Here is a 20576-nt window from a genome sequence, read left to right on the forward strand (position 1 = left end):
GTGGCCCTACAGATCCAGTTCGTCCTGGTCGGGCGTGGCCGAGGCTCCGAGCAGCGCCTGGGCCTCGATCTCAGGCAGGGCCTCGACCCCCTTGAGCTTGCGAGCCATCACCCGCGTGCGGGTCTCGGCCATCTCGATCTGGTTGCCGGCCTCCTCGATCTTGCGCTTGGTCTTGGCCAGCACTTCGCCGAACTTGTGGAACTCGCCCTTGACCGCCCCCAGCACCTCCCACACCTCGGCGCTGCGCTTTTCCAGCGCGAGCGTGCGAAAGCCCATCTGCAGGCTGTTGAGGGTGGCCATCAAAGTCGTCGGGCCGGCCAGGGTGATGCGGTATTCGCGCTGCAGCCCCTCGACCAGCCCTGGGCGGCGCAACGCCTCGGCGTACAAGCCCTCGGTCGGTACGAAGAGGATCGCGAAATCGGTCGTGTACGGCGCGGCCACGTACTTCTCGCGGATCGACTTGGCCTCCTGCCGCAGCCGCGTCTCGATGGCCTTGGCGGCCGCTTCCATCGCAGGCTTGTCGGCTTCGTCTTGCGCGTTGAGCAGGCGCTCGTAGTCCTCACGCGGGAACTTGGCATCGATGGGCAGCCACAAGGGGGCGCCGTCGTCTCGACGCCCCGGCAGGCGGATGGCGAAATCGACCCGCTCGCGGCTGCCCGGCACCGTCTCGACGTTGACGCTGTACTGATCGGGCGTCAACACCTGCTCCAGCAGGCCCGCCAACTGCACCTCGCCGAACATGCCGCGCGTCTTCACGTTCGTCAACACGCGGTTGAGCGAGCCTACATCGCGCGCCAGGGCCTGCATGTCGCCCAGCCCCTTGTGGACCTGCTCCAGCCGATCGGCCACCTGCTTGAAGCTTTCACCCAGCCGTTGCTCGAGGGTCGCGTGCAGCTTCTCGTCGACCGTTGCACGCATCTGCTCAAGCTTGCGCTCGTTGCCCTCCTGCAGGGTGGCCAGGCGCTGTTCGACCGCCTGCCGCACGTCGGCCAGGCGCCGCTCGTTGGCCTCGGACAGGCTCTTGAGCTGCTCGGCCTGGCTGTCGGCGAAGCGCTTGAGCGCCATGTCCTGCGCTTCCCGGCCCTGGACCTGCGCCTGCGTCAGGGCCTGCACGCTGGTCTGCAGCGCCTGGGCCACCTGCTGCTGCATCGCGGCCAGCTGGCCCCGGAAGCTGTCGATCTGCTCGTTCTGCGTCCGCGCGACGTCGCCGGACTGGGTCAGCAGGGCCTGCTGGAACAGCGACAGGCTTCGGCCCAGCTCGCCGCGGGTGGCGCTGGCACTGGCCTGCACTTCATTGCGCAGTTCGCGCTCCAGGCGCTCGCCACCCTGGAGCTGTTGCTGCGCCAGCTGCTCGAGCGCAGGCACCGTCGCATCAGCCGCGGGGCGGCGCCCCAGGATCCACAACAAGAGAACAAGGTTCAGCGCGAGCAGCGCAATCGTCAGCCAGTCACCCAGGGTCATCGCCGCATTGTCGCAGCGCGGCGTTCACCCTCGCCGTTCGAGGACCTCGGGGTTCAAGGCAGTGGGCGGTGCGCCGCCGGTCAACGCGGCGATGAGATTGGTCGCCGCGAGATCGGCCATCGCCCGGCGGGTGGGCAGGCTGGCACTGGCGATGTGAGGGGTCAGCACGATGTTGGGGACTTCGAGCAGCGCGGGGTTCAGCTGCGGCTCGCCCTCGAACACGTCCAGTCCGGCCGCAGCGATTCGGCGCGCCTTCAGGGCCTGGGCCAGTGCCGCGTCGTCGACCACACCGCCCCGTGCGATGTTGGTCAGGGTAGCGGTGGGCTTCATCAGGTCCAGTTCGGCAGCGCCAATCAGGTGATGGGTCTGCTGCGAATAGGGAACGACGATGACGAGGTGGTCCACCTCGCGCAGCAGCTCGTGCAGGCCGAGGTAGCGCGCGCCGAGCGCCGCTTCTTCTTCGGCCGGCAGGCGGCTGCGGTTGTGGTAGGCCACCTTCATGCCGAAACCCAGGGCACCTCGACGCGCGATGGCCTGGCCAATGCGGCCCATCCCGATGATGCCGAGCGTGGCACCGTGGACGTCGGAGCCGGCGAACAGATCGACCGACCAATGCAACCAGCGGCCGGCGCGCAACCAGTGCTCGCTTTCGGTGATGCGGCGTGCCGTGGCCATCATCAGCGCGAAGCCGAAGTCCGCCGTGGTCTCCGTCAGCACGCCGGGGGCGTTGGTGGCCAGCACGCCGTGCGCGGTGCAGGCCGGCACGTCGATGTTGTTGAAGCCCACGGCCATGCTGCAAACCGCGCGCAGTTGCGGGCACGCGTCCAGCAGCGGGGCGTTGATGGGTTCGGTGCCGGCTATCAGCGCCCCAGCGCAGCCTTGCAGGCGCGCCATCAGCGCCTCTGCCGTCATCGGGTCGTCGGCCTCCCGATAGTCGACCTCGAAGTGCGGCCGCAGGCGGTCGACGACCTCGGGGAACAGGCGGCGCGCGACGAACACGCGGGGACGTTGATCTGCACTCATGGCGACAAGCTCCTCGTCATCAGGGACACGGCTGGATGCCGGGCGGGCACGCTGCCGGGCTGGAACCCGATCAGCCCCAGCATCACCAGGAAGCCGGCGACGTAGGCCACTGCGACGTACCAGCCCCGCGTCAGCCACAGGCCGACGGATCGCGCTTCGGGGTACATGTTGGCCAGCGCCACGCCGGCAGACGAGCCGAACCAGAGCATCGAGCCGCCAAAGCCTACCGCATAGGCGAGGAAGCCCCAGTCGTAGCCGCCCTGCTTCAGGGCGAGCGCGGTCAACGGGATGTTGTCGAAGGCGGCGGAGAGGAATCCCAGCCCGAGCGCGGTGGACCAGGACGCCGGCGGCAGCCGCTCCACCGGCATCATCGACGCCGCGAGCACCAGCGCCAGCAGAAAGATCGAGCCCTTGAAAGCGCCCGGGAGGAGCCGCCAGGCCGGTGGCCGCCACGGGGCCGCCATCAGCAGCGCCACCCAGACCGCGACGCCCAGGAAAGGGAAGCGCTGCGATGTGTCCGCCCAGCGGGTATTGACCAGCACATTGGTGCCTATGGCCGCGAGCAGCATGAAGCCGACGACGGCCAGGCGCACGCCATCGATGTGCACATGCGCCGACTCGTCCTTCTGGATCGGCGACCAGGCCTGCTGCTGGATCGAGGCGGGCACGCCGCACACGACCAGCGCTACGGCGGATCCTATGAAGGCCTCCAGCACCTCCAGCGGCGAGACGCCGGCGATCCACAGCATGGTGGTGGTGGTGTCCCCCACCACGCTGCCCGCGCCGCCAGCGTTGGAAGCCGCCACGATCGCGGCCAGGTAGCCGATGTGCAGGCGCCCCCGGAAGACCGTGTGGGCGATCGCGCCGCCGATCATGGCGGCCGCGATGTTGTCGAGGAAGGCCGACAGCACGAACACCAGCGCGAGCAGCGCGAAGCATCCCTTCCAGTCGTCCGGCAGCCAGCGCGGCAGGAGCGCGGGCAGCTCGCTGCGCTCGAAGTGCTCGGCCAGCAGGGCGAAGCCCAGCAGCAAGAGAAGCAGGTTGGACAGCACGACGGACTCGTGCTGCAGATGGGTGCCGAAGCCGGCGAGGCCGGGGCCTGCGGCGAAAGGCGAAGCCAGGATCTTGTACAGCGAGATGGCCGTCACCCCGCCCAGCGCGATGCGAAGCGCCGCACGGTGGAACAGCGCCACGCCGGCCAGCATCGCCCCGAAAAGCCAGAACTCCAGCGGCCAGCTAGCCATGAAAGCGCGCAAAGCCGGCGACCGGCTCGCGCTCTGTGACGAGGCTGTTCTCGACGGCATCCGGATCGGCATGCCCCAGCGCCATGCCGCAGACGACCATCTCTTCGGGCGGCAGGCCGAGTTCCGCGGCGATCACGCGATGGAACTGGGTGAACGCCGCCTGCGGGCAGGTGTCCAGCCCTCGCGCCCGCGCGGCCACCATGACGTTCTGCAGGAACATGCCGTAGTCCAGCCAGCTGCCCTGCTGCATCACTCGCTCGATGGTGAAGATCAGTCCGACCGGGGCGTCGAAGAAATCGTAGTTGCGGCCATGCTGCGCATGCATGCGGGTCTTGTCGGCCTTGCCTATGCCCAGCAGTCCGTACAGGTCCCAGCCCACCTTGCGGCGACGGTCGATGTAGGGGGCGCGCCATTGCGTCGGGTAGTAGGCGTACTCCTCGCTGTGCTGCATCCGTTCCTCGGGCTGGTCATAGGCCGCGCGGATGCGGTCGGACAGGCGCTTGCGCGCCTCCCCCGTGAGCACGTGCACCCGCCAGGGCTGGGTGTTGGTGCCGGACGGCGCGCGCGACGCCACGGCCAGGATCTGCTCTATGGTCTGGCGCGGCACCGGCGTGGGCAGGAAAGCCCGGATGGAGCGGCGGCTGGTGATGGCCGCATCGACGGCGGCAACCGCCGCCTCGGACGGTACGGAGTTCGATGTCATGGCATTCACCCTCGCAGTGGTTGCAGGGCCGCTCGCAGGGCCTCGGGCAGTGACACAGGCCGGCGGGTCTGGCGATCGACATAGACGTGGACGAAATGACCCGCCGCGGCGCACTGGGCGTCGCCCGCGGCGAACAGCCCGATCTCGTAGCGGACACTCGAATGGCCCACCTGGGCCACCCGCAAGCCGGCCTCGACGGCCTGGGGGAAGGCCAGCGGCGCGTAGTAGTTGCAATGCGTCTCGACGACCAGGCCGATCACCGGGCTGGTCTCTATCTGCAAGGCACCGGCCTCGATGAGAAAGCCGTTCACCGCCGTGTCGAAGAAGCTGTAGTAGACGACGTTGTTGACGTGGCCGTAGGCGTCGTTGTCCATCCAGCGCGTGCTGATCGGTCGGAACGCCGGGTAGCTACCACGCTCCGGAGCTTGGGGTCGGGTGGGGGCTGGAGCGGCGGCGTCTACGGTCATGCAGGCGATTGTTCCATCGCCTGCCAGGCGCGCCAGCTTTCAGCCGCCAGCGCGAGCGTGTGTGCCTGGATGGCTACCGTCTCGTGGATGTCACGACCGTAGCCGCCCGCCATGCTGAGCGCGACGGGAATGCCGCGCTCGCGCAAGGCGGTCAGCACGCGACGGTCGCGTTCGGCGAGGCCGGGGGCACTCAGCTTGAGCCGCCCGAGGCGGTCGTTCTCATGGGGATCGGCTCCCGCCAGGTAGAAGGCCAGGCCCGGCTGACGACCCTCGTGGTGACGCCAGATCGCCTGCATGGCCTGGTCGAGCGCGCCGAGGTAGGACTCGTCACGACAGCCGTCGGGCAGTTCGACGTCCAGGTCGCTGGCAGCCTTGCGGAACGGAAAGTTGCGCTCGCCGTGCATGGAGAAGGTGAACACCGTGGGGTCCTCGGCAAAGATGGCCGCCGTGCCGTTGCCCTGATGGACGTCCAGATCGATGACCAGCACGCGCAACAACGCCCGGTGCTTCCGGTGCCATTCGGCCTGCATCAGGCGAGCGGCCACCGCCACGTCGTTGAAGACGCAATAGCCGGAGCCCTTTTCCGCGCTGGCATGGTGGGTGCCGCCGGCGAGGTTGGCCGACACGCCCTGGGCCAGGGCCGTGCGGGCTGCAGCGATCGTGGCGCCCACCGACCGGCGGGCCCGTTCGGCCATCCTGGCAGACCACGGAAAGCCGATTTCGCGCTGCGCCGCCGGGCTCAGCAAGCCTTCGAGCACCGCGCTGACATAGACGGGCTCGTGCGCCAGGGCGAGTTCGCCCTCCGTGGCGGCCGGGGCCTCCGCCAGTTCCACGGCCGTGGCCAGCTCCGCGGCGACCCGCTCGCGCAGCAGGCGGTACTTCGGCATAGGGAACCGGTGACCCTCGGGCAGCGGCAGGACGAAAAGGTCGGACGTGTACGCCAGCATCATGGTGCGACGCAATTTGCCACAGCGCCGTCACCAGGAAGGTCTAGGCTGATATCCCTAGACTTTGCTGCAGTGCAACAAAACAGCTTGCAATGCTGCTCTGGGCGCCTATACTTCGAGTCATGTTGCAGCGCACCATAGATGTTGGAAGGGCTGCAGTCCCGTGTTGTTCCTCACCATCCCTCTGGAGAAATTTATGCTGACCGCTGAACAAGTCCTCGCCGCTCAAAAGGCCAACGTCGAAACCCTGTTCGACCTGACCAACAAGGCCTTCGAAGGCGTCGAGAAGCTCGTCGAGCTGAACCTGCAAGTCGCCAAGGCTTCGCTGGGCGAAGTCGCCGAGACCGCCAAGGCCACCCTGGCTGTCAAGGATGCGCAAGAGCTGCTGTCCCTGCAAGCCGGCCTGCTGCAACCGGCCGCCGAAAAGGCCGCTGCCTACAGCCGCCACCTGTACGACATCGCCGCTTCGACCAACGCCGAAGTGACCAAGATCGCCGAAACCCAGCTGGCCGACGCCCAGAAGAAGTTCATGGCCGGCGTCGACACCGCGGTGAAGAACGCCCCGGCCGGCACCGAGAGCGCGGTTGCCCTGGTGAAGTCCGCCATCTCGGCCGCCAACAACGCCTACGAAAGCGCCCACAAGGCCGCCAAGCAGGCTGCTGAAGTCGCCGAAGCCAACTTCCAGGCCGTGACCACCACCGCCGTCAAGGCCGCCCAGTCGGCTCCGAAGGCCACGCGCCGCGCCGCCGCCTGATCCTGGTCAGACGAGCAAAACCGAAGGCCTGAGGCGCCAAGGCCGCCGAGGAGCACGCGAAGGCCAGTTCACGGTGACGGAACTTCCGTCGCGTGCCGGTTATCTCTCATGGGCCGCGCCTGCTGAGTGGCGCGGCCTTCATGGAAGGTTGTCTCCTCGGTACCTCTTGAAAGATTGGCTTTCCAGGTACCTTCCGACCCGGCCATCCGCAAGGATGGGCCGGGTTTTTTTCGTGATGTGCTGGCTCAGCGGGTGAGCGTAGCGATCCGCTGACGCAGCTGAGGCAATGCCGCCAGGGCAGCTTCCCGCCCCGACTGGACGGCCTTCATGCGGGCCGTGAAGTCGGCGCCGGACACACCCGCCAGGGTCGGTCTGAGGACCACGTCCGCATCCTTGAGCTCCAGGCGGTTGATGCTGCGGCCCATGATCGCGAAGGTCTGCAGCAGCATGCGCAAGGCGTCGCCTGTCCCGTTGCCGTCCGGAGGGGTGGATATGTCCACCGCGATCACCAATTCGGCTCCCATCTGCCTCGCGAAGCGCACGGGCACGGGCGAAACCAGGCCGCCGTCCACATATTCGTGGGTGCCGATCCGCACGGGCTGGAACACCGCCGGCACCGCGCTGGACGCCCGGACCGCCGCACCGACATCGCCGCGCTGGAACAGGATCGGCTGTCCGTCGGACAGGTCCGTGGCCACGATGCCCAGCGGCAGCCTCATCTGTTCTATCGTCAGGCCGCTCGTCTGGGCGCGCACGTAGCGGGCCAGCGCCTCGCCGCGGATCAGGCCACGGCCGGGAAAGGACCAGTCGGTCAGGCCGGACTCGTCCATGGACTGCGCGAGGCTGCCCATCTCCACGCCGCTCTTGCCCGAGGCGTACAGAGCCGCCACCAGGCTGCCGGCAGAGGTTCCGACCACCAGGTCCGGCCGTATCCCGTTCTCCTCCAGGACCTGGATGACCCCGATGTGGGCGAATCCGCGTGCGGCGCCGCCGCCCAGCGCCAGGCCGATGCGGGGCGGCCGTGGCGGCGCAGGGGGGTTGCTCGGCGGCTGTGGCGCCACAACCGGCGGCTCTGTCACCGCGTGGTGAGGCGGCACGGGAGCCGTGGTCTGGCAGGCCGTCAACGGGCCGGCCGCGGCCAGGGCCCAGAACAGATGGGTGCAGCACTTCCGGCGACGCTCGAAAAAGCCGGCTTTAGATTCAGATGGAATATTCAAGTGAAATTTGTGTTCTTTCCAAGCATATGAGGGATCCGTAGAGTCCCCACCAAGCCGCATAAGCGGCAAAGCTTTTTCGACTTTCACATGTACCAGTACACCTCTTTCGACCGCCAGTTTGTCCGCCAACGGGCCGCGCAGTTTCGTGATCAGCTCGAGCGCAACCTGGCCGGCGAGCTGACGGACGACGACTTCCGCCCGCTCAGGTTGCAGAACGGCTGGTACATCCAGCGCCACGCGCCGATGCTGCGTGTGGCGGTCCCTTATGGTGAATTGTCGTCGCGCCAACTGCGCCAGCTGGCCCGCATCGGCCGCGAACTCGATCGGGGCGTCGGTCATTTCACGACCCGCCAGAACATTCAATACAACTGGATTCCGCTGCCGCGTTCGGCGGATGCCATGGACCTGCTGGCGGATGTCGACATGCACGGCATCCAGACTTCCGGCAACTGCATCCGCAACATCACCAGCGATGTCTTTGCAGGCATCGCCCCCGACGAGATCGTCGATCCCCGCCCGTATTGCGAGATCCTGCGCCAGTGGAGCTCGCTGCATCCGGAGTTCGCCTTCCTGCCGCGCAAGTTCAAGATCGCCGTGAGTGGCACGGTGGAGGACCGGGCCGCCATAGCGTGGCATGACGTGGGCCTTCAGCTGGTGAAGAACGAGGCCGGCGAAGTCGGTTTCGAGGTCTACGTGGGGGGCGGCATGGGCCGCACCCCGGTCATCGGCACGGTCGTCAATGCCTTTGTGCCCTGGCAGGAGATCCTGGTCTACATAGAAGCGATCGTCCGCGTCTACAACCGGTTCGGCCGACGCGACAACGCCTACAAGGCGCGGATCAAGATCCTGGTCAAGGCCGAGGGTCAGAAGTTCATCGACGCGGTCAACGCCGAGTTCACCAAGATCCTGGAGCAGGATGCCGACGGCCGTGACCACATCATCCCGGTGTCCGAACTGGAGCGCGTGGCACGGCACTTCGAACTGCCCGCCGGCGTGCGCCCGGCCACCAACGGCTTCGACCCCCACCGCACGGGCCCCGCTCCCACCGCGTTCCTGCGCTGGATGGAACGCAACGTGCACGCCCACAAGATTCCCGGCTATCGCGCCGTGACCCTGTCGCTCAAGCGCGCGGGGCAGGCCCCCGGGGACGTGACGTCCAGCCAGATGGAGGCGGCCGCCACCATTGCAGACCGCTATTCGCTGGGCGAGCTGCGTGTCTCGCACGAGCAGAACCTGGTGCTTCCCTGGGTCCGCGAGGCCGATCTCTTCTCGGTCTGGCACGCAGCCAAGGAAGCCGGCTTTGCCACCCCCAACATCGGCCTCCTGACGGACATGATCGCCTGCCCGGGGGGAGATTTCTGCGCCCTGGCGAACGCCCGCTCCATCCCGGTCGCTGCCAGCATCAGCGAGCGCTTCGACGATCTCGACGCCCTTTACGACCTCGGGAACATCGACCTGCACATCAGCGGCTGCATGAACTCCTGCGGCCACCACCACACCGGCCACATCGGCATCCTGGGCGTCGACAAGGACGGCGCCGAGTGGTACCAGGTCTCGATCGGCGGCTCCGACGGTTCGACTCAGAGTGGTGCCGCCACGCCGGGCAAGGTGATCGGCCCCTCCTTCTCGGCCGACGAGGTGCCCGACGTGGTGGAGGCGTTGATCGATGTCTTCCGTCGAGAGCGTGCCGCCGGCGAGCTCTTCATCGACACGGCTCGCCGCCTTGGCGTGGCGCCCTTCCGCGCCGCGGCCGACGCGGTTCGCCATGAGACTGCCGTGGCCCCCGTCAAGGCAGTCGCGGCCGCCGAAGCTGTGGAGGCCGTGTGATGAGCCAGTTCCCGATGAACTTCGTGAAGCCCGCGCACGATCCCTGGCGCGCCGTCGTCGGCGAATTCGGCCCGACACCGATTCCGCCTGTGGCCCCGTACAGCCTCCTGACGGCCGAGCAGTGGCAGGCGGTGCGCAACACCTGGCCTGCGGACGTGCCGGTCGGCATCACCTTGGCCAACACGGCGGATGTCGAGGATCTGACCGACGACCTTGCCCGCTTCTCGCTGGTGGCGCTGCAGTTCCCCAAGTGGATAGACGGCCGCGCGTACAGCCAGGCCCGCGTCCTGCGCGCCCGCCTTCGATATGCCGGCGAGATCCGTGCGACCGGAGACGTGGTTGTCGACATGCTCCCGCTGCTGGCCCGCACCGGCTTCGATGCGGTCCAGTTGCGCGATGGCCAGAGCGAGTCCAGTGCCCGCCGGGCACTGACGCTGGTCACCGACTTCTATCAGGGCGACGTGCACCAGCCGCGCCCGCTGTTCGCGAGGGTTCCGGCATGAGCGCCCAGCAGTCTTCCCTGTCCTTCCTCCCCACGGCAGCCGCATCTAGCGCCATCTCCTTGTACGCCCGGCACACCGAGGGCTACGAGGAGCGCGTCGAGGCCACCATCGCCCAGTTGCGCGAAGCGGCTTCGGCCCATCCTGAGTCGATCGTCCAGGCTACCAGCCTGGGCGCCGAGGACATGGTGCTGACCGACCTCATTGCTCGCCTCGGCCTGCCGATCGCCATCGGCACGCTGCAGACCGGCAAGCTGCACGCCGAAACGCTGGCACTCATCCCCGCCATCGAGCAGCGCTACGGCCTCGCGGTGGAGGTGTATGCCCCCCGCGAGGAGTCGGTCGTGCATTTCGTCCGCCGCCACGGCGAGGAGGCGATGTACCAGAGCATCGATCTGCGCAAGAATTGCTGCGAGATCCGCAAGCTCGAACCGCTGTCGCGCATGCTCGATGGACGCGAGGCCTGGGTCACCGGGCTGCGACGCGAGCAATCGGCGAACCGCGGCGGCGTGCCGCTGCGCGAGGTCGAAGCCAACGGCCGGATCAAGTTCAACCCGCTCGCCGACTGGACCTGGAACGACATCTGGCATTACATCGCCACCCACGACGTGCCCCACAACGCACTGCACGACCAGTTCATGCCGAGCATCGGCTGCGCACCTTGCACGCGCGCGATTGCCGTGGGTGAGGAGTTCCGTGCCGGCCGCTGGTGGTGGGAGGATGAGAAAGCCAAGGAGTGTGGCCTGCACGCCGTCCAGACGGATCGCCACGCCGCCAGTGGCGAGGCGGTCGCCGCCTGATCTTCCGGGGAATGCTGCTTGAGTGCCGGGCACGTCATCTTCATCGGCGCCGGCCCGGGGGCAGCGGATCTGATCACGCTGCGTGGCGCCCGCGCCTTGGCCCGCGCCAGCGTGGTGCTCTACGACGCGCTGACCGATCCGGCGCTGCGCGAGTTCGCTCCCGCCGCTGAATGGGTCGATGTGGGCAAGCGCGGCTTTTCCGCCTCCACAGGCCAGGACCGCATCAACGTGCTGCTGGTCCAGTACGCGTCGACCGGCGCGATCGTCGCCCGCCTGAAGGGCGGAGACCCGAGCGTCTTCGGCCGCCTGGAGGAAGAGCAGCAGGCACTGGCAGAGGCCGGCATCACGAGCGAGGTCATCCCGGGGGTGACCTCCGCACTCGCGGCCGCAGCCGCTTCCTCACGCCCGCTGACTCGTCGCGGCGACGGCCGCAGCGTGGCGCTGACGACGGCCATGACGCAGGAGCGGGAGCTGAACGCAGGTCGCCGCGCCGACACCGAGGTGTTCTACATGGCAGGACGCCAGCTTGCGATGCTGGCGCGCCGCTTGGCCGAGGCGGGCTGGCCGGCCGACACGCCGGTCTGCGTGGTCTCGCGGGCCGGTTGGCCGGACCAGATCGTCAGCGATCACGACGTGGGCACCTTGCCGACGGCCTGCCTCGTGCACTCGGGCCGGCCGGCGGTGGTCACCGTCGGCGTGGGCGCCCGCCCGGTCCTGCAGCGGGCCAGTCCGGCCGGTGTACGCGCGGGCGACGAGCCCGCGGCCAGTGAGGGCGATCCCGCCGCCGCCTTCACCAGGCCTTAAAATTCATCGCTTTGCTTCGGCTCGCATTGGCGTGAGCCGAGGCCTTCGCGCCCCGAGGGGCCCGATCTTCTCGAACTTCCCACTGCCACCGCCACCCATGACCCACGTCGTCACCGAAGCCTGCATCCGCTGCAAGTACACCGACTGCGTCGACGTCTGCCCAGTCGATTGCTTCCGCGAAGGCCCCAACTTCCTGGCCATCGATCCCGACGAGTGCATCGACTGCGCGGTGTGCATCCCCGAGTGCCCGGTCAACGCGATCCTCCCGGAGGAGGACGTGTCGGCCGACCAGCAGAAATTCATCGCCTTGAACGCCGAGCTTGCGAAGGGCTGGCCGAGCATCACCAAGCGCAAGCCGGCCCTGCCGGATGCCGATGAGTGGAAGGACCGCAAGGACAAGCTCGACCAGCTCGTCCGCTGAGTCGACCGCCCCGGCCGAACCGCCCGCCTGGCGCCAGCCACGCGGGCTTTTCTTTGACCGCCGAGAGGGCGTACGACCCGCCTGCGCGGCGATAATCCCGTCGCCGCGGGGTCATGACGACGCCGTGGCGCATCCGCTAGGGGTGTCGGGCTGCCCTGCTGCCGCCCGACTGAGAGACACCCTTCGAACCTGATTGAGGTAATCCTCGCGCAGGGAAGCAGCTCAAGACGGCCGCGTGCGACTGAACTGCGCGCGAAGCCTCCTTCCGAACTTGCCGACCTGCCATCGACTTGTCGAGTCCGAGATGGCATCGAACCTTCTTTCCCCTTTCCTCGCGCGCAGGTTCCCCTTGCGCACGGTCACGCTCGCGGCGGTGAGTGCCTGCGGCAGCGCGCACGCGGTCGAGCAGATCACCATCACAGGTCGCCCGGTGCCGGCGCTGGCAGGCGTGGCGGGTTTCGGCGACGTGCCGGCCGCCAAGGCACCGTTCCAGACGCTCACGCTGACCGGCGCCAGTCTCGCCGACGCCGGCATCGAATCGCTGGCGGGGGTGACCGCCCTGGATGCGAGCGTCGCGGACTCCTACAACTCTCCGGGCTACTGGAGCACTTTGACCATCCGCGGCTTCACGCTGGACAACAACCACAACGTGCAGCGCGACGGCCTGCCCATTAGCGCGGAGACCGCGCTCCTGCTCGACAACAAGGAGCGCATCGAGATCCTCAAAGGCACCAGTGGCGCCCAGGCGGGCACGAGCGCACCCGGGGGCCTCGTGAACCTCGTCTTGAAGCGCCCCCGAGGGGCCGACCAGTCCACGTTGTTCGTCGGATGGACGGAGCGCGGGAGCTGGAAGGCTGCTGTCGACGTGGAACGCCAGCTGGGGGGAAGCGATGCACTTGGCTTGCGGCTGAACGCTGCCACGGAGTCGCTGGAGCCGGTGCTGCGTGACGCCAAGGGCCAGCGAAGTCTCCTGGCACTGTCGGCCGCTGCCCGATTCGGCCCTGGCGAGCGTCTGGACGCCGAGATCGAGCTCAGCCATCAATCGCAACCCAGCATGCCGGGCTACAGCATGCTGGGCCCGCGTGTTCCCTCGGCACGCGAGATCGACCCGCGGACGAATCTGAACAACCAGAGCTGGTCGCTGCCGGTCGTCTTCGACGGCACGACCGCGAGCCTGCGCTGGACCCAGCGCCTGGGGGAGGACTGGCAGGTCGTGGCGGACGCCATGACCCAGCAGTTGCGCACCGACGACCGCATCGCCTTTCCTTTCGGCTGCAGCGCCGAGGGCCGCTACGACCGCTACTGCAGCGATGGTTCCTTCGACCTCTACGACTACCGCAGCGAACGGGAACGCCGCGAAAGCTTTGCCGGCGGGCTGCATCTCGATGGTCGCGGCACATGGGGCGGCATGGCGCACACGCTGTCCACCGGCGTGACGTGGAGCGACTTCCGCCTGCATCCGAACACGCAGGCCTACAACTGGGCCGGCGTGGGCCGCATCGATGGCAGCGTCCAGGTGGATGCCGCTCCGCTACCGACGTATGAGGCTGATGGCCGGCACGAACAAAGCACGGAGCTCTACCTGCGCGACCATGTCGAGCTGGGGGCCAGGACGGACCTGTGGCTGGGCCTTCGCCACAGCCAGCTGCAGCGCGGTTATGACCAGTCCTTCACCACGCCATGGGTCGCCCTCAGCCATCAGATCGACGGTTCATTGATGGTCTACGGAAGTTGGGGCGAGGGCGTGGAAAGCGCGGTCGTGCCAAGCCTTCGCACCTACACCAATGCCGGCCAGGTCCTCCCCGCCTTGCGCAGCAAGCAGGCGGAGCTCGGCCTGAAGCTGTCCCGCAAGGATTGGAGCGCCGGCCTCGCCGCGTTCGACATCCGTCGCCCGGCAACGAGCGACTTCGGCGTGTGTGACGACGCCGATGGCAGTTGCACACGAGGCATCGATGGCGGGGCCCACCATCTCGGCGTGGAAGCGACCGCCGAAGGGAGATGGGGCACCTTTGGCCTGCAAGGCAGCGCGATGTGGCTGCGAGCGCGGCGCGAAGGCGCGGAGAACCCCGACTTGAACGGACTGGTGCCTGCCAATGTCGCGCAGCGCAGTGTTCGCATGGCGGCAAGCTGGCAGCCTGAAGCCCTGCCCGGCTTCACGGCCCAGGCCAGCCTGGACTACCAGGGTCCCCGCTTCGTGCTGCCCGACAACAGCGCGCGCATCCCCGGCTGGACCACCGTGGGGCTGAGCGCGCGCTATGCGGTGAACGCCTGGGGTCACCAATGGCAGGCCCGCGCCGGTGTCGACAATCTTTTCGACCGGCAGGGCTGGCGCGAGAGCCCATACCAGTTCAGCCACGTCTACCTGTATCCGTTGGAGCCACGCACCTTCCGCATGTCGTTGCAGGCCACCTTGTGAGACACCAAAAACTGTGTCTATAATCTGAGGCTTCACTTCCCCGATAGCTCAGTTGGTAGAGCGCCGGACTGTTAATCCGTAGGTCCCTGGTTCGAGCCCAGGTCGGGGAGCCAACTTAACGAGGTTGGGTCACGTGCCACCGCCCGGTGGTCCGCGTCCTCCAGATTCCGCCAAGCCCGCGGACAGGAGGAAGCAACTGTGATCCACACTTTCGCCGCCCTTAACAGCAAGGGCGGAGTCGGAAAAACCACTTTCCTCGCCAACCTTGGCGGCCTGCTGGCCGACATGGGGGCGCGGACACTGCTGGTCGACGCCGACCCTCAACCTTCCCTGACGAAGTACTTTGGCCTGGCCTATGAGGCGCCGCAGGGCTTGGTCGAGGTCGTCACCCAGGGCGTAGTCACCTCCGCCTGCATCTCCGGCACGTCGGTGCCGAACCTGGACCTGGTTCGCTCCAACGACGGTGACGCCAATCTCCAGCACTGGCTACACGGGCGTCCCGACGCCCGCAGCCGGCTCGCCCGCGCCCTCCAGAATCCGTACGTCCTGGAGCACTACGACTTCGTCCTGATCGACACGCAGGGCGCCATCGGCCCCCTGCAGACCGCGGCCGCCTTCGCCGCGGACACGCTGGTCTCTCCGCTTCCGCCCGACACCCCCTCGGTCCGCGAGTTTCGCAGCGGCACGCTGCGTGTGCTCCAGCGGCTGGAGCACGATGAGAGCGAGCCTCGCGCCCAGCTGGCGCCGATCCAAGCCGTCATCTGCAAGTTCGACTGCACTCGCAACGCCCGCCAGCTTCTGAGCGAGCTGCGCGCCGAGTTCGACGCAGGCGATCGCGTGACCATCCTGGACACGGTGATTCCCAATGCCGTCGCCTACAAAGATGCGTTCACCGCGCGCAGACCTGTCCATCAGATCAGCCGGCAAGGCGGCAGTCGCTTTCCTTCCGGCTACGAGGTTATGCACCGCCTCGTGTGGGAGCTGCAGCCCAACTTGTACGGCCACTTCGCGGGGCGCCTCACTGGCGATCCCGAAGAGGTCTTCGGCCCGCCCGAAGCCACTGAAGCCCAGGGAGGTGCCACGTGAACCCTCCAAAGAAGCGCGCCGGCTTCAACCCCCTCACCGATGGCCTGCCCATCACCATCTCCGTCGAGCAAGCCATGACCAACCTGGCCACTGCAAAGGAGCGCGCCGCACGCCGAAGCTCCCCCAACACGACGGCGCTGCGGCCGGCGGAGCCCACTGATGGGGCGTCGCCCTTTTCGCCCGCAGTCACTCGGGCACCGACCAAGGCAGAACGCGAAGCTGCCGAGTTCAAAGCGTCCTACGCGGTCGGCGACACCACTCCATCCAAGATCGACCTTCGCAAGGATTTGCCGGGTCCGATGCTGCTGAAGTCGACCGAGATTGTCCGGTACGACCACAACCCTCGCCTGTACGCCAACGAAAAGCGCGATGACATCCGGCAGAGCCTCCTGGCGAACGGGTTCCAGGGCACGCTGCAGGTGACGCGCAGGCACGCCGGCGAGCCGTACATGCTCGCGGCCGGCTCCAACACGACGCTGGACCTCCTGCAGGAGCTTTTTGAGCAGACCAGCAACGAGCGCTATCTGTGGGTCAACTGCATCTACCAACCCTACAAGAGTGAGACCGCCCTGCTTTCGCAGCACCTCGGCGAGAACCTGAACCGCGGAGATATGAAGTTCTGGGAGGTTGCGATTGGAATGGTTGAACTGCTGCGCTTGATTGAGCAGGAGCGACGCCAGAAAGGGAACGACGCGCCAATGGCTGTGCGTGAGGCCAGCGAGGAGCTCGCAGCACGCGGCCTGAAGGCCGACAAGTCGATGGTCACCATCTGGCGATTTGCCGTCAATCGCCTAGCTCCCCTCGGGGCGGGGACAGCGCTGCTGACTGCTCGTGGTGTCAACAACGTGCTGCAACCCCGATTGAACGCGCTAGCTTCCCTCGCTACTCGATTCGACTGTCCTGAGGACTCATTTTGGAACTCTATCGTGGCCGCTGCGTTGCGCGGGTACGCGACGGCTTTGCCTAGTGGTGACGCTTTCGATGTGAACGCTCTCGCAGACTCAGTGGAATCGGCCTTTTCCGTCAAGGTTGGCGAGTCAACGGAGAGCGTCCGCCAAATGCTCTCGATCCTGAAGCTGAACTCCAAGGTGACGCTCGCAGAGCTTCGCCAGCCCTCGCCTAACCTCATAGCCGGGGGCCGCGCCTCCAGCAGCGCCCGGCCTGAAGAGCCCATCCCTGAGAGCCGAGGCGCTCGAGAAGATGCGCCGCCCGCCGCGCACCAGAGACCGCTGAATCTGACGGCGTCGATCGATGCCAAAGGCGGCTCCGCCCCAGCAGCACCTGCCGGACCGCCCGTCGAGCAAAGGCAGCCACCCCCTCGCACCCCTGCGTTGCCTGGCACCCCGTGCTCATCGGTCGGCCCATTGTTCGATCGCCACCAAGGCGACGCCGTTGACCCGCTAGGCGCATTGCACTCGGCCGTCGACGAACTGCTGGCAACGGCGGGCCTGAGCGACACCGTGCGATGGCATGACGCCATGCCGTTGGGCTTCTACCTGGAGCTGCCAGACCGCGAGGCCCACAAGCGCAAGAAGGTGCAGATCGGCAGCGCGGAGGACCAGGCGCGAACGATCAAGACGGCCGTCTGGTGGTCCCTGACGACCATCTCCGGCCAATGGTTCGAAGGCGTGGTCGACTGCATCGACCACAACAGCGCCTTCTACCGGACCTACTCGGTGGAGACCCACGATTCGCCTCTAGACGGCACGGACATCGAACCCGTGCGTCCGGAGGTAGAGGACCTGCTGATGACCCGCGTGTCGCCGGGGGTGATCAGGCCTGCGATGGCCCAGCTTCGTGTCGTCGAAGACTTGGCCGCAATGGTGATGGAGAAGCTGCCCGAGCGCTGGGAGCTAATGCAAAAGCTCTTGCACTCGAACAGCCCCTACTGATGGATTGCCCGCAAGAGGCAGGACAAGCCCGCAAGAGGCAAGTTGGAGACAAGCCCCCATGACCACTGGAGGGTACCCGTGGTGAGCGATTCAAAGCAATCGTCAACCGATCGCCGAAGCCGCACCAAGCGGCTCGGCTTGACGCTGTGATCGACGTGTTCGCACCGGAGGAGAGATCGTGATTGGAAACGCCAGCGAAGGCCCGAACGGCCATCCGCCTCTAACGCTTCGAGATCCCGCCGCTCAGATGTTCGCGCTTACGCGCCTGATCGCGGCCTTGGAAGGTTCGGATCAGCAGATCCTGGACCAGATGCTCAACGCTGGTATGACGCCGGAGCTGCTCCAGCGGCTACGGTCTATGCCGCTTGCCGAGGCCTGGCGCTTTGCCGTCGGTCAGTGCGGCCTGGGGATTGCTGTGGATACCCAGGCCATGCAGGCACAGTTCCAGCGCATGGACCGCAACAAAGCGGACCGGGAGGCCCTGGAGTACCTGGTTCGCAACGGCGCATCTCCGCGTCTGCTGACGCAGCTCTTCGCGCTGTCGCAGTCGGACGCCAGGCGCCTGCGGCGCGTCCTGGCGCCCGACGTGGCCACCGGCGGCCGACCCAGACTGCCGCCGGACGACATGAGGCCGGCCATCGAGTCGGCCTGGATCGAACTGGAGACACAGGAGGCGTGCCCTCGTGCACGAATCCGGCGATTGCACGAGCGTTTCCGCCCAATGCTGATCGCCTCCCTGGAACTGGTGATCCTTCCTCAGGTTTCCCTGGCCTGGAACGCAGCCGCGTAGGAACTGTCAATGGTTCCCCATTCGCAACGCAACAACGCAGGACGCCCGCCTCCCGCACTTGACTGAAAGGGTCTGCCCATGAGCCAGTCGCCCCGTTCCCACGCCCCAGGCGCCTCCGACGCCACCTCGATTCGTCAGGCGACCGTATCGTCATCGGTCCGGGTCTGCAGCATGCCGCAACGCGATTCCGCACCGGCGAACACCACCGACCTCGTCGAGGTGCGCAAGCGAAAGCAGCGTGAACGCACACGCGTCTACAAGGCTGTGGATTGGTACATGGACGAGGCCGAGCGGGTCTACCTGTCCGTGCCGATGATCTACATCTACGTCGCAGGATCGGTGACTGCAGCTGCGGCCCTGTACCAGATCGAGCGATTTAGCGAGCGGCAATTCCTGGAGCGCGGTGATCCCTGGGTTCGCATGGACCAGCAATCGTGGCTGGACTGCTCCAAGTTGCATGAGCAGGAATGGCTCGATGCACGCGAAGACCTGCGTGAACTCGACTTGATAGAGGAACGCCGCCGCTACAACCTGGAGCGCGACCAGATCATCACGGAGATCCAGTTCCTCCCTGACGGGTTCGCCAAGGCGAAGACCGATGTCCGGGATGAGTTGCGCGAGATCGTCCGGCAGGCGATCGCTCGCGGCGAGTCAGTGCCCGGGGACAACTAGGCAGACGCCGCAGTCCAATCCAAGCCGGACTCCAGCGTGTTCCTGCCCAAGAACCGAGACCAGCCCGCTCCAGGCGCGTTGGGCCGCCGTTGCGCCTTGCTGCGCGGCCTGGCCACCCCTCGTAAAGAGGGCAACCAGCCAGCGGCGGGAGAGCAGCCCACCGAGCCGCCGGCGTCATCGCCAGCGGTGGCTGTGCTTGCGAGGACACAAACCCTCGCTGCTCTTAAACAGTCGAGTGTCAGACCGGCCGCGGGCGCCGAACCAGGCGACGCGGGCCGTGGCACCGGCTCCACGTCAATCGCAGTTTCATGCCGAGTGGTCGCCCTGGTCGACGACACCGCCGCAGCGGTGCTTCTGTCGCAATTGATCTACTGGAGCCGGCGCGGACGCGACACGGCCGCACGCAAAGGCTGGGTCTACAAAACCGCCCGGGAGTGGGAGGTCGAAACCGGCCTGACATGGAAGATGCAGCGCCGCGCCAGGCGCCTACTCCTGGATCTCGGCCTCATCGAAGAGCGGCTGCAGTCGATGCCAGCCCGCCTGGAATTCCGTCTCCATCTCGGTGCGTTTCTGCCGGCCCTGGCAGAGCGCAGCGAAATCGAGATGCCCCCGATCGATTGGTTCTGGATTGCGGACCGGGACGATCCGGCGCTCGGGCGATTGCTGGGCCGCTCCTTCCTGTTCAACGCTGCGCTGACGTCCCATATGTCGGTGCCCGCGGCCATGATGGCCTCGCGCCTTATGAGTGCGCAGCCCAAGCGCTCCGCCAGTGAAAGTGGCGCGCGCGTTGCAGCGCCGAAGCTCGTGCAGCTCTCCCGTCAGGAATGGCGAGAGGAAACAGGCCTGACCCGCCATCAGTGGCGGACCGCCCGCCGTGACCTGCATGCCCTTGGCGTGCTGATCGAGCGGCGCCACAACTTCCCGCGCCGGGTGGACTTGGCCATCGACGCAACGGCGGTCGCCGACCTGCTGGCCAGCAAGCCATCGGCGAAGGCCGGGGCGCGTGCGGAGGCTGGGTCGGTTTGGGCGAAACAGGCAGGTCGGATCGGGTACCACCCGAACCGGCCTACAGAACTGCCCAAACCGGCCATTAGCGATCGCCCGAACCGCCCGATAGCAATTGCCCAAACCGGCTTTTACCTATCAGAAGAACTACAAGGATTACTACACCGACCACCACATTCGGGCGCGACGATTCCCGTGAGCTGGTCAATGCCACTGTGGGGTTGGGGTGGGCTGCAGTCGCTATTGAAAGGTCAAGGAACGGCGCTTCAGACGAAAGCGCCATCCACGGACTCCGCCCCAGCACAGACTGACCACCTGGTATGGCCAGCGCTCTTCGAGGCAGAGGACCGGGATGCCGCCTCCAAGCACCTATCTGCGTTGGATCAGGCAGTTCAGCAGCTCGTGCTGGACGAGATCGACTGGCAGCATGCTCAAAAGCCAGTGCGGTCTCCTGTGGCGCTGCTGCGCACACTGTGTAAGAAGGCTATTGCCGGAGAGTTCACCGCCGACGGCGGGCACCGCATCGCCGGTGCCCGCCGCCGACGCC

The 20576-nt window shown here is 66.9% G+C and carries 19 protein-coding genes, 1 tRNA gene and 1 riboswitch; of the genes, 13 read left to right on the top strand and 7 right to left on the bottom strand.

The window, feature by feature from the left end:
- Positions 1-6 precede the first annotated feature (6 nt).
- The 6 genes from ACS5PM_RS19315 to ACS5PM_RS19340 are packed head-to-tail and all read right to left on the bottom strand — an operon-like array spanning position 7 to position 5845.
- Entirely contained in the window at positions 7-1461 is a 1455-nt protein-coding gene (locus tag ACS5PM_RS19315; protein ID WP_439389304.1) for a DNA recombination protein RmuC, read from the bottom strand.
- 24 nt (positions 1462-1485) lie between these two features.
- Positions 1486-2484: a 2-hydroxyacid dehydrogenase gene (locus ACS5PM_RS19320; protein ID WP_439389305.1), complete on the bottom strand. Its 999-nt coding sequence runs from the start codon at positions 2482-2484 to the stop codon at positions 1486-1488.
- On the bottom strand, positions 2481-3728 hold the full coding sequence (locus ACS5PM_RS19325; protein ID WP_439389306.1) for an SLC13 family permease: 1248 nt from the start codon (positions 3726-3728) through the stop codon (positions 2481-2483). The genes ACS5PM_RS19320 and ACS5PM_RS19325 overlap by 4 nt, the downstream gene beginning before the upstream one ends.
- Positions 3721-4431 carry a nitroreductase gene (locus ACS5PM_RS19330; RefSeq protein ID WP_439389307.1) on the bottom strand — a complete coding sequence of 237 codons (711 nt, stop codon included), beginning with the start codon at positions 4429-4431 and terminating at the stop codon, positions 3721-3723. Before ACS5PM_RS19330 ends, ACS5PM_RS19325 begins: the two co-directional genes overlap by 8 nt.
- A 5-nt stretch (positions 4432-4436) precedes the next feature.
- Positions 4437-4898, bottom strand: a complete 462-nt coding sequence (locus tag ACS5PM_RS19335; protein ID WP_439389308.1) for an acyl-CoA thioesterase — start codon at positions 4896-4898, stop codon at positions 4437-4439.
- Positions 4895-5845: a histone deacetylase family protein gene (locus tag ACS5PM_RS19340; protein WP_439389374.1), complete on the bottom strand. Its 951-nt coding sequence runs from the start codon at positions 5843-5845 to the stop codon at positions 4895-4897. The genes ACS5PM_RS19335 and ACS5PM_RS19340 overlap by 4 nt, the downstream gene beginning before the upstream one ends.
- Before the next feature lie 196 nt (positions 5846-6041).
- Here ACS5PM_RS19340 and ACS5PM_RS19345 point away from each other — a divergent pair, with 196 nt between their 5' ends.
- Complete coding sequence (locus ACS5PM_RS19345) at positions 6042-6599, top strand: phasin family protein (RefSeq protein WP_439389375.1); 558 nt, start codon at positions 6042-6044, stop codon at positions 6597-6599.
- A 245-nt stretch (positions 6600-6844) separates the two neighbouring features.
- On the opposite strand, the gene ACS5PM_RS19350 is transcribed toward ACS5PM_RS19345, so the two are convergent.
- Entirely contained in the window at positions 6845-7696 is an 852-nt protein-coding gene (locus ACS5PM_RS19350; protein WP_439389376.1) for a patatin-like phospholipase family protein, read from the bottom strand.
- Positions 7697-7903: 207 nt separating this feature from the next.
- Between ACS5PM_RS19350 and ACS5PM_RS19355 the strand changes: the two genes are divergently transcribed.
- The 12 genes from ACS5PM_RS19355 to ACS5PM_RS19410 form a co-directional block, all read left to right on the top strand.
- Positions 7904-9643: a nitrite/sulfite reductase gene (locus tag ACS5PM_RS19355; RefSeq protein ID WP_439389309.1), complete on the top strand. Its 1740-nt coding sequence runs from the start codon at positions 7904-7906 to the stop codon at positions 9641-9643.
- The gene (locus ACS5PM_RS19360) at positions 9643-10146 is read left to right on the top strand and encodes a DUF934 domain-containing protein (RefSeq protein ID WP_439389310.1); all 504 of its coding nucleotides are present in this window, start codon (positions 9643-9645) and stop codon (positions 10144-10146) included. The genes ACS5PM_RS19355 and ACS5PM_RS19360 overlap by 1 nt, the downstream gene beginning before the upstream one ends.
- Complete coding sequence (locus ACS5PM_RS19365; protein ID WP_439389311.1) at positions 10143-10943, top strand: phosphoadenylyl-sulfate reductase; 801 nt, start codon at positions 10143-10145, stop codon at positions 10941-10943. Before ACS5PM_RS19360 ends, ACS5PM_RS19365 begins: the two co-directional genes overlap by 4 nt.
- An 18-nt stretch (positions 10944-10961) precedes the next feature.
- Positions 10962-11747, top strand: a complete 786-nt coding sequence (gene cobA, locus ACS5PM_RS19370; protein WP_439389312.1) for a uroporphyrinogen-III C-methyltransferase — start codon at positions 10962-10964, stop codon at positions 11745-11747.
- 97 nt (positions 11748-11844) lie between these two features.
- A complete protein-coding gene (gene fdxA / locus ACS5PM_RS19375; protein ID WP_439389313.1) occupies positions 11845-12168 on the top strand; it encodes a ferredoxin FdxA in 324 nt (107 codons plus the stop codon).
- Positions 12169-12296: 128 nt separating this feature from the next.
- A riboswitch (TPP riboswitch) is annotated at positions 12297-12401 on the top strand.
- Positions 12402-12472: 71 nt separating this feature from the next.
- Positions 12473-14584: a TonB-dependent siderophore receptor gene (locus ACS5PM_RS19380; RefSeq protein WP_439389314.1), complete on the top strand. Its 2112-nt coding sequence runs from the start codon at positions 12473-12475 to the stop codon at positions 14582-14584.
- A gap of 37 nt (positions 14585-14621) precedes the next feature.
- A tRNA-Asn gene (locus tag ACS5PM_RS19385) sits at positions 14622-14697 on the top strand.
- 85 nt (positions 14698-14782) lie between these two features.
- The gene (locus tag ACS5PM_RS19390) at positions 14783-15670 is read left to right on the top strand and encodes a ParA family protein (protein WP_439389315.1); all 888 of its coding nucleotides are present in this window, start codon (positions 14783-14785) and stop codon (positions 15668-15670) included.
- Positions 15667-17562: a hypothetical protein gene (locus ACS5PM_RS19395; RefSeq protein ID WP_439389316.1), complete on the top strand. Its 1896-nt coding sequence runs from the start codon at positions 15667-15669 to the stop codon at positions 17560-17562. The genes ACS5PM_RS19390 and ACS5PM_RS19395 overlap by 4 nt, the downstream gene beginning before the upstream one ends.
- A gap of 178 nt (positions 17563-17740) precedes the next feature.
- Positions 17741-18352: an STY4526/YPO1902 family pathogenicity island replication protein gene (locus ACS5PM_RS19400; RefSeq protein ID WP_439389317.1), complete on the top strand. Its 612-nt coding sequence runs from the start codon at positions 17741-17743 to the stop codon at positions 18350-18352.
- Positions 18353-18430: 78 nt separating this feature from the next.
- Entirely contained in the window at positions 18431-19024 is a 594-nt protein-coding gene (locus ACS5PM_RS19405) for a hypothetical protein (protein WP_439389318.1), read from the top strand.
- Positions 19025-19339: 315 nt separating this feature from the next.
- Positions 19340-20576: hypothetical protein (locus tag ACS5PM_RS19410; protein WP_439389319.1), on the top strand; the 1237-nt coding region annotated here is incomplete at its 3' end.

It is taken from the genome of Ideonella flava (assembly GCF_051857595.1).
Lineage (GTDB): Bacteria > Pseudomonadota > Gammaproteobacteria > Burkholderiales > Burkholderiaceae_C > Ideonella.

Excerpts from the sequence above, each read along its gene's own strand:
- ACS5PM_RS19315 (WP_439389304.1), bottom strand. The coding sequence starts at position 1,461 with ATGACCCTGGGTGACTGGCTGACGATTGCGCTGCTCGCGCTGAACCTT.
- ACS5PM_RS19320 (WP_439389305.1), bottom strand. The coding sequence starts at position 2,484 with ATGAGTGCAGATCAACGTCCCCGCGTGTTCGTCGCGCGCCGCCTGTTC.
- ACS5PM_RS19325 (WP_439389306.1), bottom strand. The coding sequence starts at position 3,728 with ATGGCTAGCTGGCCGCTGGAGTTCTGGCTTTTCGGGGCGATGCTGGCC.
- ACS5PM_RS19330 (WP_439389307.1), bottom strand. The coding sequence starts at position 4,431 with ATGACATCGAACTCCGTACCGTCCGAGGCGGCGGTTGCCGCCGTCGAT.
- ACS5PM_RS19335 (WP_439389308.1), bottom strand. The coding sequence starts at position 4,898 with ATGACCGTAGACGCCGCCGCTCCAGCCCCCACCCGACCCCAAGCTCCG.
- ACS5PM_RS19340 (WP_439389374.1), bottom strand. The coding sequence starts at position 5,845 with ATGCTGGCGTACACGTCCGACCTTTTCGTCCTGCCGCTGCCCGAGGGT.
- ACS5PM_RS19345 (WP_439389375.1), top strand. The coding sequence starts at position 6,042 with ATGCTGACCGCTGAACAAGTCCTCGCCGCTCAAAAGGCCAACGTCGAA.
- ACS5PM_RS19355 (WP_439389309.1), top strand. The coding sequence starts at position 7,904 with ATGTACCAGTACACCTCTTTCGACCGCCAGTTTGTCCGCCAACGGGCC.
- ACS5PM_RS19360 (WP_439389310.1), top strand. The coding sequence starts at position 9,643 with ATGAGCCAGTTCCCGATGAACTTCGTGAAGCCCGCGCACGATCCCTGG.
- ACS5PM_RS19365 (WP_439389311.1), top strand. The coding sequence starts at position 10,143 with ATGAGCGCCCAGCAGTCTTCCCTGTCCTTCCTCCCCACGGCAGCCGCA.
- fdxA (WP_439389313.1), top strand. The coding sequence starts at position 11,845 with ATGACCCACGTCGTCACCGAAGCCTGCATCCGCTGCAAGTACACCGAC.
- ACS5PM_RS19380 (WP_439389314.1), top strand. The coding sequence starts at position 12,473 with ATGGCATCGAACCTTCTTTCCCCTTTCCTCGCGCGCAGGTTCCCCTTG.
- ACS5PM_RS19405 (WP_439389318.1), top strand. The coding sequence starts at position 18,431 with ATGAGCCAGTCGCCCCGTTCCCACGCCCCAGGCGCCTCCGACGCCACC.